Genomic DNA, 12,916 nt, shown 5'->3' with positions numbered 1-12,916 from the left:
GCTATACCTCGTTCTCGTCGCGGGGCCGCATGGGGATGGAAGCGCCGATGAGGACCTTCCCTTTTTCTTCAGCGGTGGCCGGCCGGAACTGGCCGCGCTCGTCGGAGACGAACGTGATGGAGTCGTCTTTCTGGTCCGGGGCGTTGACGAAGGACCGGAACCGGCGCAGGCGCTCGGGGTCCTTCAGGGTGTCGGCCCATTCGTCGACGTAGGTGTCCACGTGCTTGGCCATGGCTGCTTCGAGTTCCTCGGCGATGCCCAGGGTGTCCTTGACCACCACGTCCTCGACGTGCTTGATGCCGCCGTCGAGCTCTTCCTGCCAGCGTGCGGTGCGCTGCAGGCGGTCGGCGGTGCGGATGTAGTACATGAAGTACCGGTCGATGTACTTGATCAGCGTCTCGTCGTCCAGGTCCTTGGCCAGCAGCTGGGCGTGGGCCGGGGTGGCACCGCCATTGCCGCCGACGTACAGGTTCCAGCCGTCGGCGGTGGCGATCACGCCAACATCCTTGCCTCGGGCTTCGGCGCATTCGCGGGCACAGCCGGAGACGCCCATCTTCAGCTTGTGCGGGCTGCGGAGGCCGCGGTAGCGCAGCTCAAGCTGGATGGCCATGGCCACCGAGTCCTGGACGCCGAAGCGGCACCAGGTGGAACCAACGCAGGACTTCACCGTGCGCAGGCTCTTGCCGTAGGCCTGGCCGGACTCGAAGCCTGCGTCCACCAGTTCCTTCCAGATTTCCGGCAGCTCTTCGAGGCGGGCACCGAACATGTCGATGCGCTGGCCGCCGGTGATCTTGGTGTACAGGTTGTACTTCTCGGCCACCGCTGCGATGACGCCGAGCTTCTTCGGGGTGATTTCGCCGCCGGCGATGCGGGGGACCACCGAGTAGGTGCCGTCCTTCTGCATGTTGGCGAGGGCACGGTCGTTGGTGTCCTGCAGGGTACCGCGGCCGGCGTCCAGCACGTAGGCGCTGTTCTGGCTGGCGAGGATGTTGGCGATGGTGGGCTTGCAGATGTCGCAGCCGGCGCCGGTGCCGTACTTGGCCATGATCTCTTCGAAAGAGGTCAGTTCCAGGACGCGGATGGCGTCGAACAGTTCCTGGCGGGAGAGTTCGATGTGCTCGCAAAGGGCCTTGGAGACCTCGACGCCGGACTTGGTGAGCTCGGTTTCCAGCAGCTTCTTGAGCATCGGCACGCAGGAACCGCAGCTGGTGCCGGCGCGGGTGCAGCCCTTCAGCTCACCGAGTTCCTGGACCGGTGCGTTGCCGTCGCAGGCGCCGCAGCCGTTGACGGTATCGCGGATGGTTCCGGCGGAGACGTTGTTGCAGGAGCAGAGGATGGCGTCGTCCGGGAGCTCGGTTTCCGGGGCCTCGCCGCCGCCGGCCGCGGTGAGGTACGCGCCGGGCTCGGCGCTCAGTTCGCGGCCCAGGAGCGGGCGGAGGCTGGTGTAGGGGCTGGCGTCGCCCACGAAGATGCCGCCCAGGAGGGTCTTGGCGTCGTCGGTGGTGACAATCTTCTGGTAGACGCCGCGGGCGGGGTCGGCATAGACGATCTCGAGCGAGTGCTCGGTCCTGGCGAAGCCGTCACCGAAGCTGGCGACGTCCACGCCCGAGAGCTTGAGCTTGGTGGCGGTGTCGAAACCGGGGAAGGTGGCCCCGCCGCCGTGCAGGCGGTCGGCCACGATCTCTGCCATGGTGTTGGCGGGGGCAACGAGGCCCAGGCACATGCCTTCGAAGTTGGCCACTTCACCGATGGCCCAGATGCCGTCTACTTCGGTGGCGCAGTAATCGTTGATGACCACACCGCCGCGCTGGCCCAGGCTGAACACCTGTTCTTCGCCGTCGGCAGCGCGGAAGAGTTCGTCGCGGGGCCGGACGCCGATGGCAACGATCACCATGTCGGCGTCGATGATGCGGCCGTCCGCCATCAGGACACCGGTAACCTGGCCCTCGTCGTCGGAGAGGACTTCCGAAGGAAAGACGCCGCCGTGAACTTCGAAGCCCTTGGCTTTGATCAGCCGGCCCATTGCCTGGCCCGCACCTTCGTCCAGCTGGGTGGCCATCAGCCACTGCGAACCGTCGATGACGATCGGCGTGGCCCCGAGCTGCTCCGTGCCTGCGGCCGATTCGAGCCCGAGGAGGCCGCCGCCGATGGTGACGGCGTTGACCTTGCGGCCGAGCTTCTCAGTGAGTTCGGTGATGGTCTTGTTAATGGCCCAGACGTCTTCGAGGGTGCGGTAGACGTGGGTGAGCTCGTTGCCGGGGATGGGGAGCCGCGCAGCATTCGAACCGGTGGCGACCACCAGGTCGTCGTATTCGAAGGTGCTGCCGGCGGCGGTTTCCACCGTCTTGGCCCCGGCGTTGATCTTCACAACGCGCTCGCCGGTCTTAAGGTCCAGGGAGGCGTGGTCCCACATGGACGCTGATCCAAGCGTCAGGTCGACGTCGGTGTCGGTGAGGGCCTTGGACAGCGCCACGCGGTCGTAGGGGAGGTGGGCTTCCTCGGTGAGGACCGTGACATGCCAGCCTTCGAGGCCACGGGAGTGCATGGCATCGGCGAAGCGGTGGGCGGCTGGACCGCCACCGGCGACGACGATGCGGCGCGTGTTCTCTGTGCGTGAAGTCTGTTCGGTCACTGTGGGCCTTTCGCATGGGCCGCAGACGGAGTTCTGCGACCTTCTCTGACGAGGTATGCATTCAGACTACGGAGACGCAGTTTCGCTTCAGTTTCCCAATTGTTTCGTGATCTTAACTTCTGCATCACGAACGCGTTTCCGACCGGGTGAGGTCTCTTTTACCCGCCGGACACATTTACTGCACGCCTTTGAAACACCCGCTGCCTAGGTTGTTAGTGCGGCCATAAACGTGGCTGGGCAGACAGCCAAAACAGACAGACAAGCACGGGGAGTTGAACCGGACATGACGGCAACACTGGAAATTGGGGCGCTCACCGCCGACACCACCGAAACCGCTGCCGGCTGGCACCGGGTTTGTGCCGTTGCCGAACTTGAGCTCGCCTGGGGCGAAGCGGCGCTTATTGCGGGCCGCCAGGTGGCGCTGTTCCGGACCGGCCCCAGTGAGGTTTTTGCCGTCGCCCACGAGGACCCGGCGACGGGTGCCCACGTGATGGCGCGCGGTATCCTGGGGTCCCGCGGCACCAGGCCCACCATCGCATCGCCGCTGCACAAAGAGGTCTACGACCTGGAAACCGGCGAATGCTTCGGAACAGCAGCCGTGCGCCTCGAGACGTTCCGCACCCGCATTGCCGACGGCTTCATCGAAGTAGCGGTCTAGCAGGATCCGTTACAGCCCGAGGGCCTCACGGACATCACTGATCACGGCATCGAGGGCGAGGCGGGCCGCCTGCCGGGCTTCCGGCAGTTCGGCCGCGGACTCCACCGGGTGGAGGACTTCCAGATAGCACTTGAGCTTCGGCTCTGTGCCGCTGGGCCGGATGATCACGCGGGTCTGGTCCCGGGTCAAATACAGCAGGCCATCCGTGGGCGGCAACTGGCCGCTCCCTTCGGCCAGGTCCACAAACGATTCAACCGCCGATGATCCGAACGCTTCGGGCGGGCTGACCCGCAGCCGGTTCATCATGGCATCGAGCAGGCCCAGGTCCGCCACCCGGATGCTCAGCTGGTCACTCGCGTGCAGGCCATGGCGGAGAGAGAGCTCATCCAGCGTGTCGAAGACGGTTTTGCCTTCAGCCTTTGCGGCCGCAGCCATCTCGGCGATGAGGACAGCGGCCGAGATCCCGTCCTTGTCCCGGACCAGGTCCGGCGCAACGCAGTAGCCCAGCGCTTCCTCGTAGCCGTACAGCAGCCCCGGCACGCGGGAAATCCACTTGAAGCCGGTCAGCGTTTCCTCGTGCGCGTAGCCTGCCGCCGCGGCAATCCGGGCGAGCAGCCGTGAGGACACAATGGAATTGGCGAACACGCCGGCAGTCTCCGTGGTCACCGTGTCGGCGGCTGCCTGGCCGGTGTCGCCGGCCTTGTCGGGGCTGTCAGCCGCGAGCCGGGCCACGATGTGCGCCCCCAGCAGTGCCCCCACTTCATCCCCGCGCAGCATCCGCCAGGCGCCGGTGTCAGGATCCTTTGCCGCCACGGCAGCACGGTCGGCGTCGGGATCGTTGGCCAGGACAATGTCAGCATCCAGCCGGGCGGCTGTCTCCAGCGCCAGATCCAGGGCGCCCGGTTCCTCCGGGTTGGGGAAGCTCACCGTGGGAAAGTCCGGATCCGGTTCGGCCTGCTCCGCCACGAGCGTGACATCACCAAAGCCGGCCGCCTTCAGCACCGCCACGGCCGTTTCACCGCCGACGCCGTGCATGGGGGTCAGGACAATCCGCAGGTCGCGGGAAGGGAAGCGGGCAGGGTCGGCGAGCGCCGCCGTCGCGCGTTCGTAGTCAGCGGCAACTGACTGGTCCAGCACCGTCCAGCCGTCCGCGGCGAGGCCGATGGACTCGAGCGCTCCCACGGCCTCGATCCGCGCGGCGATGCGTGCGTCATAGGGCGCCACGATCTGCGCGCCGCGGCCGCTTTCCTCCACTGCGTGGCGGCCAAGGTAAACCTTGTAGCCGTTATCCTGCGGCGGGTTGTGGCTGGCTGTGACCATCACGCCGCCGTCGCAATTTAGCGCCCGCACGGCGAACGCGAGCAGGGGAGTGGGCAACGCGGCAGGCATCAGGAAGGTGTCAATCCCGGCAGCGGTGAAGATGGCTGCCGATTCCTCGGCGAAGACGTCCGAGTTGTGGCGGGCGTCGTAACCGACGACGGCGCGTGGCCGTGTTCCCGGCGCAGCCTCACCTACGGCATCAGCGAGGAAGGCAGCAAATCCGGCGGCGGCCCGGCGCACCACCACGCGGTTCATCCGGTTCGGGCCGGGTCCGAGGGCGGCGCGGAGGCCTGCGGTGCCGAACTGCAGGGTGCCGCTGAAGCTCTCGGCCAGTTCCTGCATGGCGGCGGGGGAACCGTCCTCGGCGAGCTGCAGCAGCTCCGTGAGGGCGGCGGCTGTGGCGGGATCCGGATCTTTGGCAGCCCATTCGCGGGCGTGGCTGTACAAGGAGGCGGCATCGGAGGACGTCATGGGGTCCACGGTATCGTCATTGCTCCCGGAACGGTCCTGAACACTCGGTGGCGGCCCCGCATTGGCTTAGAGTTTGGCGATGATGCCTGCCAGTAGCTTGGAGATGCGCGGCCCGGCTTCCTGACCGGATTCGAGGACTTCCTGGTGGCTGAGCGGCATGGGGCTGATACCGGCGGCCAGGTTGGTCACCAGCGAAATGCCGAAGACCTCCATGCCCGCATGGCGGCCCGCGATCGCTTCCAGGGCAGTGGACATGCCCACCAGGTCTGCGCCGATCCGCTTGGCGTACTGCACCTCGGCGGGCGTCTCGTAGTGCGGTCCGGAGAACTGGACGTAGACGCCCTCGTCCAGTGAAGAATCCACTTCACGGGCGAGGGCCCGGATGCGTGGACTGTAGAGATCTGTCAGGTCCACGAACGTGGCGCCTTCCAGCGGGGACGTGCCGGTGAGGTTTATGTGATCTTTGATGAGCACCGGCGTGCCCGGAACCCAGCTTTCGTTGATGCCGCCGCAGCCGTTGGTGAGGACCAGGGTCTTGCAGCCGGCCGCTGCGGCTGCGCGGATGCCGTGGACGACAGCGCGGACGCCCTTGCCTTCGTAGTAATGGGTCCGGGCGCCCAGGACAAGGGCGCGCTTGCCTTCCGTAGTGAGCACGGAGCGGATGGTGCCGACATGCCCCACCACGGCCGGGGCGTGGAAGCCGGGGACCTCGTCCGCGGCCAGGGTCGCGGTGGTCTCGCCGATGAGGTCGGCGGCTTCGGCCCAGCCCGATCCCAGCACCAGGGCGACGTCATGGCTGGCCACACCGGTCTTCTCGGCAATGTACTCAGCGGCTTCACGGGCGGCGTCAAAAGGGTCCATGGTCAGGAAGTCTGCATTACTCACTGGTACAAACTATCGTGCCGCCACCGATGTGCACAGCGTCACGGGTGCCGGTGATGCGCCCCATGAATCAGGCACTTTATTGTTGTCCCGGCGCAATTGGGGAGAGAATGGTTGATTGTGACTACGCACCCAGACTTCAGCGCACCCCGGATCGCAATCCTCGGAGGTGGACCTGGCGGATACGAAGCCGCCATGGTCGCGGCCTCCCTCGGAGCGCAGGTCACCATTATCGAACGTGCCGGCCTCGGCGGCTCGGCGGTGCTCACCGACGTCGTGCCCTCCAAAACGCTGATCGCCACGGCGGACCTGATGACCCGTGTCGGTGAGGCGGGGGAGCTGGGAGTGAAGTTCGACGTTGACGGCGGGGACTTCGTGCCGGTGATGCGGGCCGATCTCAAGCACATCAACGACCGCCTGATGGGCCTGGCCCGCCAGCAGTCCCGCGACATCACGTCCGGTTTGGAACAGCACCAGAACATCCGCATCCTGCTGGGCTCGGGCAGGCTGGTGGACAACCACACCATTGAAGTGCTGACGGCCGACGGAACTGAAACCGTCGAAGCGGACACCATCCTGCTGGCTGTTGGCGCGCATCCCCGTGAATTGCCCACGGCGCGGCCCGACGGTGAACGCATCCTGAACTGGGCCCAGATTTACGACCTCGACGAACTGCCGGAGGAACTCATTGTGGTGGGTTCCGGCGTGACCGGGGCCGAGTTCGCCTCCGCGTACAACGGCCTGGGCTCCAAGGTCACCCTGATTTCCAGCCGCGACCGGGTGCTGCCCGGTTCGGACACCGACGCCGCAGTGGTGCTGGAGGAAGTGTTCGAACGCCGCGGCGTGCGCGTCCTGTCCAGGGCCCGCGCGGAGAGCGTTGAGCGCACGGACGACGGCGTGGTGGTCACCCTTGGGGACGGCTCGAAAGTCACCGGCAGCCACTGCCTGGTCTGCGTGGGGTCCATCCCCAACACCGCCGGCATCGGGCTGGAAGAAGCCGGCGTGGAGCTCTCAGAGAGCGGCCACATCAAGGTCGACGGCGTCTCCCGCACCAGTGCGCCGAACATCTACGCCGCGGGCGACTGCACCGGCGTCCTCGCGCTGGCTTCGGTTGCGGCGATGCAGGGCAGGATCGCGATCGCCCACTTCCTGGGTGACGCCGTGACGCCCATCAAGCTGCACCAGGTGGCATCGAACATCTTCACTTCACCGGAAATCGCCAACGTGGGCGTCTCCGAGGCCGAGATCCAGTCGGGGAAATACCAGGGCGATGTGGTGAAGCTGTCGCTGAAAAGCAACGCCCGCGCCAAGATGCGCAACAACAAGGACGGCTTCGTCAAGATCTTCGCCCGCAAGGGTTCCGGCACCGTCATCGGCGGAGTTGTGGTGGGCCCGAACGCCTCCGAACTGATCTTCGCCATCTCCATCGCGGTGAAGCAGAAACTGCATGTGGACGACGTCGCCAGCACCTTTACGGTGTACCCCTCGCTGAGCGGTTCCATCTCGGAAGCGGCGCGGCGCCTGCACGTCCACATCTGACCGTTCTGCGGTAGCGTGGCCTCATGACTACAGCACTGGAGCGGCCCCGCAGCGGAAAACTCATCGGTGGCGTGTGTGCCGCGCTGTCTGCCCGTTTCGGGGTTCCGAAGTTCCTGGTCAGGCTCGGCTTTGTCATCTTCGGCCTGGTGGGGATCGGTGAATTGGTCTACATCGCGCTGTGGATCATGATTCCCAAGGCCCCGGCCTAGGCTCAGTTTCCTGCGGGACGTTTGGCCCTGTTTGCCCTGCTCCAGCGGGGACACAGTGGAGCATGGCCAAGATCTACATCCCGTATGGAAGCGTTGAGGGGCAGACCGCCCGGATTGTGGAGTACATAGCCGAGCTGATCGGGGCCCACGGGCACGAAGCGGAAACCGTGGACCTCAAACACGCCGGAGACTCCCTCCCGGACGGTCAGGATGCCGTCATCGTGGCAGCGTCCGTCCACATAGGCAAGCATGAGAAATATGTCGTCGACTTTGTCCGGAAGAACCGCTCAGAACTGGAGCGGTTGCCGTCGGCCTTCATCTCAGTCAGCCTGGCCGCCCACGGAGACGAGCACGGTGGGGAGGGCTATGTGGCGGAGTTCGAGGAACAAACGAACTGGCATCCCGCCCACGTAGGAATGTTCTCCGGGGCGCTGTCCTACACCCGCTACAACTTCCTCAAACGCCAGATGATGAAGAAGATTGCCAAGGACAGGGGCTCCACAGATCTGGATACGTCCCGCGATTACGTCTACACGGAGTGGGACGGGGTGAAGCATTTCACCGAAGACTTCCTGGCGGGGCTGCCCGCACCAACGGGAGGGGCACAGCCTTAGCGCCCGTCAGGACAGTTCCCTTGAGGACAGTTCCCGTCAGGACCGGGCGTAGGCCGGGACCACGTCCCCTGGTGAAAGGGGCTTGAACCACTGCTCGACGTGCAGATCGCCGCGGTCTTCTGATGGAACGTCGGGGCCGTCCGGGTCCGGCCCCGTGTACAGCGCCTGGCTGTCTGCATCCTCCAACAGGACTTCCTCAACCTGTGCCCGCCAGTCTTCGGGCAGCTCCAGTTCGTAGATGTCCTCGGTAATTTCCGCCTGGTCAAGCAGGCAGCGGACAGCCAGCTCTGCTGCGAGGCATCCGGGGGCGGTCCAGCCGCGGCCCAGCGATGCGGCGACGTCGGAGGCGACCACGATGAACTTCTGGGTGAACGTCGTGTCGTAGCTGGCCGCGAATTGGGGCGGCAGCGAGGACAGCACTGAGGACCCGGTGATATCTGACGGGGTGACGGCATCCAGCCCGCGCAGCGTTTCGAGGTCGCGGAAGAGCTGATCGAGGAGAACGCCGGATGAGTTCCAGAGGAGGCCCGCCAGCAGCCGGGTCTGCGTCACGGCCTTCTGGCGCTCGCCCGCAGGGACGGCAGCCATTTCGGCCAGGTCCTCCGGATCGAACAGGAGCCGCTGGTCTTCAGTCATGTCATCCGGATGCGGATCAAGGCCCAGCAGCTCCAGGCTCAGCCCGGTCAGCTTCTGCGCGTCGGCAAGCAGTTCTTCGGTGATGTCGTCGTCTTCGTCGGCATTCATGGCCCGATGCTACCTTCCGCACGCCACCATGCCGATTCGCGTTACGCACTCATGTCCGGCCTTTCCGACTTCAGCTCAAGTCAGGCGGCGGGGGCCGCCTGGAAGTGTTTTTCGATGAGCCCCTTGATGTCGTCGTGGCAGCCGCCGCAGCCGGTGCCGGCGCGGGTTGCCTTGGACACCTCGGCCACGGTGGAGCAGCCCTCTTCGACGGCGCCCTGGATCTTCGTCCCGCTGACTCCGGCGCAGCGACACACCGTCCCTGCAGGATCGGCCGGGCCGGCGGACGCCAGCTGGTCCGGACCGTCCAGCCGCAGCAGCAGGGACCTGTCTGCCGGCAGCTCCGCACCACGTTCGAACAGTCCCACCAGCTCCGCGGCCGTCCGCGGCATTCCCACTGCCACCAGGCCCTCGAGCACGCCGCCGCGGGTGGTCATTTTGACATAACGGCCGTGCTCGGGATCTGCCCACTGGGCGATCTGCAGGCGCGGGCGGCCGTTGACAGCGCCGGCCGTCAGGGCTTCCTCGTCCCACGGATCGGCCGCGTTGTCCCCGGCCACTGCCATGTTCATGCCGCGGGCCTTGAGCACAATCACGCCGGCCTGTTCCTGGGGCAGCTCCGCCAGGGCGTCGGCCTCGTCCTGCGTGGCGGTGGCCAGCAGGGTCAGGTATTCGGCCAGCCATTCGGCCTGCCGCCACCCCGGTCCCACCAGACCGGACGGGCCCTTCGCGGTGCGGCACTCATTGCAGGCGGGGTCCGGGCAGCGCACCTCGGCGCAGTCACCGATGGCAAAGATGTGCGGCTCGTGGTGCGCACGGAGCCGGTGGTCAACGAGGATTCCCGTGCCGGTGGACAGGCCGCAGCCCTCTGCGAGCTCGGTCCGCGGCCGGACGCCGCACGACAGCACCAGGAGGTCGCCGTCGATTGCGGAACCGTCATCGAGGAGCAGTGCCGAGAATCCGCCGTCGGGAGCGTTGTGCTCTACCCCGGTGGACCGGGCATTGCCGGCCATCCGCACGCCGCACCGGCGAAGGCTGGCCGCGAGAACGGCGCCGCCGCCGCGGTCGATGTTGCGGCCCAGCGGGTGCGGACCGTTGTGGACCACGGTGACGGTGGCACCTTCCTCGGCCGCGGCGAGGGCTGTCTCGAGGCCCAGGACACCGCCGCCGAGCACCACCACGCGCTTGCCGCCGTCGACCGCTGCGCGCAAGACCGAAGCGTCACGCAGGTCCCGGAGCGCCGTGACGCCGGCCGGAAGGACGGGGGAGGCGGGGTCCGGGTTGATGCCGGTGAGGTTGGGTATGACGGGGCGGGAACCCGTGGCGAAAACGAGGCGCTCGTAGTGGGCCGTGCTGCCGTCCGTGAGGAGCACCTGCTGGCGGGCCCGGTCCACGCGGCGGACCCTCACGCCCAGGCGGACGTCTACGCCGTCGGCGATCAGGGCTGCGGCGTCGGACAGCGCCAGGGCATCGGCCGTGGTGCGGCCCACGCCCAGATCGGCAACAAGGACGCGGTTGTAGGCGGCTTCTGCTTCTTCGCCCACTACCGTCAGGCGGACGTGCCCGTCGCGGACCGCAGGCAGCAGTTCATCGATCAGGCGGGCTGCCACCGGGCCGAATCCGACAATGACAATCTGCTCGCTCATGAGGCCTCCGTCGTTTGAAGAACGTTGTGCTGAAGATCGGACGGAGCCGCGGCCCGGACCCAGACCTTGTTGAACTTGAACTCGGGCATCCCCGAGACGGGGTCCGTGGCGGCCTCCGTGAGGCGGTTGGCGCTTTCGAGTTCCGGGAAGTGGAAGGGCAGGAACACCGTCTCCTGGCGGATCGCGGTGCTCAGTTCGGCCCGGCAGACCACCTCGCCGCGTTCGTTGGCCACCGAAACAAAGGAGCCCTCGGTGATGCCCATCGCGCTGGCGGCGGCCGGGTGCAGCTGCACCTTCGCCTCGGGCTGGGTTGCCAGCAGCTCGGACACTCGCCGTGTCTGGGAGCCGGACTGGTAGTGCTCCAGGAGGCGGCCCGTGATGAGGGTCATGGTTGTCGCGGCCGGATCGGGATTGGCAGCAGGCGTCCGACGGCGGCGCGGCGTCACCGCGGTCATAACCGCCTTTCCGTGGGGGTGCGCAAAGCTGTCCAGGAAGAGCCGCGGCGTGCCGGTGGTGCCTGCGGGGTACGGCCAGTAAGCCGCCTCGCCGCGGTCCAGCATGGCGTAGTCGATGCCCGAGTAGTCGGCCAGGCCGCCGGCGGAGGCCAGGCGAAGCTCCTCGAACACCGTTTCCGGGTCCTCGCTGTAGGTGGAGGGGGCATCCAGGGCCTCGGCCAGCCGGGCCATGATCCACAGCTCGCTGCGGGCGCCTGCGGGAGGCTGGATGGCCCGGCGGCGGCGCAGGACACGGCCCTCAAGGTTGGTCAGTGTGCCTTCTTCCTCGGCCCACTGCAGGACCGGCAGGACGAGGTCGGCCTCGGCGGCGGTCTCGGACATAAAGAAATCGCACACCACCAGGAAGTCCAGGCTGCGGAGCCCGGCGATGACGGCGTTCGCGTCGGGGGAGGCCACCGCGATGTTGGAGGCATGCACCAGAAGGCAGCGGACGCCGTCGGGCTGTCCCAGAGACTTCAGGAGCTGGACGGCGGGAAGGCCCGGCCCGGGAATACTCTCCTCCGGGACGCCCCAGACGCCGGCCATGTGAGCGCGTGCGGCGGGGTCGGTGATCTTGCGGTAGCCGGGGAGCTGGTCCGCCTTCTGGCCGTGCTCCCGCCCGCCCTGGCCATTGCCCTGGCCGGTGAGCGTGCCGTAGCCGCTGCGGCGTGAGCCGGGCAGGCCGAGGAGGAGGCTGAGGTTGATCGCTGCAGTGGCGGTGTCCGTGCCGTCGACGTGCTGTTCCACGCCGCGGCCGGTGAGGATGTAGCTGCCGCCCTTGCGGGCGCCGTCGGCAAGCCTGCGGGCGGTTTCGCGGATGAGCTCCGCCGGGACGCCGGTGATGGACTGGACCCGCTCGGGCCAGAAGGAGTTGACGCTGCGGACCACGGCGTCGTAGCCGGTGGTGCGGGCCGCGATGAAGCCTTCGTCCGCCAGGCCTTCGTGGATGATCACGTGCGAGAGGCCCAGCAGGAGGGTGAGGTCGGTGCCCGGGAGGGGCTGCAGGTGAAGTCCGCCGCCGTCGGCCGTGAACTTTGCCGTGGCTGACCGGCGGGGATCAACAACAATCAGCCCGCCGGCGTCGCGGGCGCCCTGGAGGTGCTGCACAAACGGCGGCATCGTCTCGGCGACGTTGGAGCCCAGCATCAGGATGGTGCTGGCGGCGTCCAGGTCCGTGAGCGGGAACGGCAGGCCGCGGTCAACGCCGAAGGCCCGCATCCCGGCGGCCGCCGCTGAGGACATACAGAACCGGCCGTTGTAATCGATGCGGGAAGTGCCGAGGGCCAGGCGGGCGAACTTGCCCAGCATGTAGGCCTTCTCGTTGGTGAGGCCGCCGCCGCCAAAAACGCCGACGGCGTCCTTTCCGTAGCGTGCCTGGGTGTCCCTGACCGCTGTGGTGACCAAAGCAAGGGCCTGGTCCCAGCCGATGGGACGGTGGATGCCGTCTGCGCCCTTCAGGAGCGGTTCGGTGACGCGCCCGGCGTGATTCAGGAGCGTGGCTGAGGTCCAGCCCTTCCGGCACAGGCCGCCGCGGTTGGTGGGGAAATCGCGTCCGGCTACCTCAAGGACGGGGCCCGGTGCGGAAGCCGGCCCGGCGGGCACGGGAACTGACCCCGGCTCGGAAGCCGGGGTCAGTTCCGCTGGAGACGTCAGCGTCATGGCGCACTGCAGGGCGCAGTAAGGGCAGTGCGTGTCGGCGCTTTTGGTCAT

General features: G+C 67.1%; 10 protein-coding genes. 4 read left to right on the top strand and 6 right to left on the bottom strand.

From position 1 onward, the window contains the following. Window position 1 precedes the first annotated feature (1 nt). On the bottom strand, window positions 2-2,632 hold the full coding sequence (gene nirB / locus GUV69_RS08275; protein ID WP_164201378.1) for a nitrite reductase large subunit NirB: 2,631 nt from the start codon (window positions 2,630-2,632) through the stop codon (window positions 2-4). Window positions 2,633-2,915: 283 nt separating this feature from the next. Here nirB and nirD point away from each other — a divergent pair, with 283 nt between their 5' ends. Next, window positions 2,916-3,290, top strand: a complete 375-nt coding sequence (nirD, locus tag GUV69_RS08270; protein ID WP_164201376.1) for a nitrite reductase small subunit NirD — start codon at window positions 2,916-2,918, stop codon at window positions 3,288-3,290. A 9-nt stretch (window positions 3,291-3,299) separates the two neighbouring features. Here nirD and GUV69_RS08265 read toward each other — a convergent pair whose 3' ends face one another. Then, window positions 3,300-5,081: a phospho-sugar mutase gene (locus GUV69_RS08265; protein ID WP_164201374.1), complete on the bottom strand. Its 1,782-nt coding sequence runs from the start codon at window positions 5,079-5,081 to the stop codon at window positions 3,300-3,302. A gap of 66 nt (window positions 5,082-5,147) precedes the next feature. Then, entirely contained in the window at window positions 5,148-5,966 is an 819-nt protein-coding gene (locus GUV69_RS08260; protein WP_164201372.1) for a purine-nucleoside phosphorylase, read from the bottom strand. A gap of 117 nt (window positions 5,967-6,083) precedes the next feature. Between GUV69_RS08260 and GUV69_RS08255 the strand changes: the two genes are divergently transcribed. The 3 genes from GUV69_RS08255 (at window position 6,084) to GUV69_RS08245 (ending at window position 8,325) form a co-directional block, all read left to right on the top strand. Then, on the top strand, window positions 6,084-7,502 hold the full coding sequence (locus GUV69_RS08255; RefSeq protein ID WP_164201370.1) for an NAD(P)H-quinone dehydrogenase: 1,419 nt from the start codon (window positions 6,084-6,086) through the stop codon (window positions 7,500-7,502). Between the two features lie 23 nt (window positions 7,503-7,525). Next, on the top strand, window positions 7,526-7,711 hold the full coding sequence (locus GUV69_RS08250; protein ID WP_164201368.1) for a PspC domain-containing protein: 186 nt from the start codon (window positions 7,526-7,528) through the stop codon (window positions 7,709-7,711). Between the two features lie 62 nt (window positions 7,712-7,773). Further along, a complete protein-coding gene (locus tag GUV69_RS08245) occupies window positions 7,774-8,325 on the top strand; it encodes a flavodoxin domain-containing protein (protein WP_164201366.1) in 552 nt (183 codons plus the stop codon). 36 nt (window positions 8,326-8,361) lie between these two features. On the opposite strand, the gene GUV69_RS08240 is transcribed toward GUV69_RS08245, so the two are convergent. The 3 genes from GUV69_RS08240 to GUV69_RS08230 form a co-directional block, all read right to left on the bottom strand. Beyond that, entirely contained in the window at window positions 8,362-9,069 is a 708-nt protein-coding gene (locus tag GUV69_RS08240) for a hypothetical protein (RefSeq protein ID WP_164201364.1), read from the bottom strand. Window positions 9,070-9,149: 80 nt separating this feature from the next. Beyond that, window positions 9,150-10,712, bottom strand: a complete 1,563-nt coding sequence (locus tag GUV69_RS08235; RefSeq protein WP_164201362.1) for an FAD-dependent oxidoreductase — start codon at window positions 10,710-10,712, stop codon at window positions 9,150-9,152. Next, entirely contained in the window at window positions 10,709-12,916 is a 2,208-nt protein-coding gene (locus GUV69_RS08230) for a molybdopterin oxidoreductase family protein (protein ID WP_164201360.1), read from the bottom strand. The genes GUV69_RS08235 and GUV69_RS08230 overlap by 4 nt, the downstream gene beginning before the upstream one ends.

It is taken from the genome of [Micrococcus luteus] ATCC 49442 (genome assembly GCF_010367585.1).
GTDB classification, from domain to species: Bacteria; Actinomycetota; Actinomycetes; order Actinomycetales; family Micrococcaceae; genus Arthrobacter; species Arthrobacter luteus_A.
The sequence above is the reverse complement of the archived record's forward strand: the minus strand, read 5'-3'. Positions and strand labels throughout refer to the sequence as shown.

Excerpts from the sequence above, each read along its gene's own strand:
- GUV69_RS08250 (WP_164201368.1), top strand. The coding sequence starts at position 7,526 with ATGACTACAGCACTGGAGCGGCCCCGCAGCGGAAAACTCATCGGTGGC.
- GUV69_RS08265 (WP_164201374.1), bottom strand. The coding sequence starts at position 5,081 with ATGACGTCCTCCGATGCCGCCTCCTTGTACAGCCACGCCCGCGAATGG.
- GUV69_RS08235 (WP_164201362.1), bottom strand. The coding sequence starts at position 10,712 with ATGAGCGAGCAGATTGTCATTGTCGGATTCGGCCCGGTGGCAGCCCGC.
- GUV69_RS08230 (WP_164201360.1), bottom strand. The coding sequence starts at position 12,916 with ATGACCAAAAGCGCCGACACGCACTGCCCTTACTGCGCCCTGCAGTGC.
- nirD (WP_164201376.1), top strand. The coding sequence starts at position 2,916 with ATGACGGCAACACTGGAAATTGGGGCGCTCACCGCCGACACCACCGAA.
- GUV69_RS08240 (WP_164201364.1), bottom strand. The coding sequence starts at position 9,069 with ATGAATGCCGACGAAGACGACGACATCACCGAAGAACTGCTTGCCGAC.
- GUV69_RS08245 (WP_164201366.1), top strand. The coding sequence starts at position 7,774 with ATGGCCAAGATCTACATCCCGTATGGAAGCGTTGAGGGGCAGACCGCC.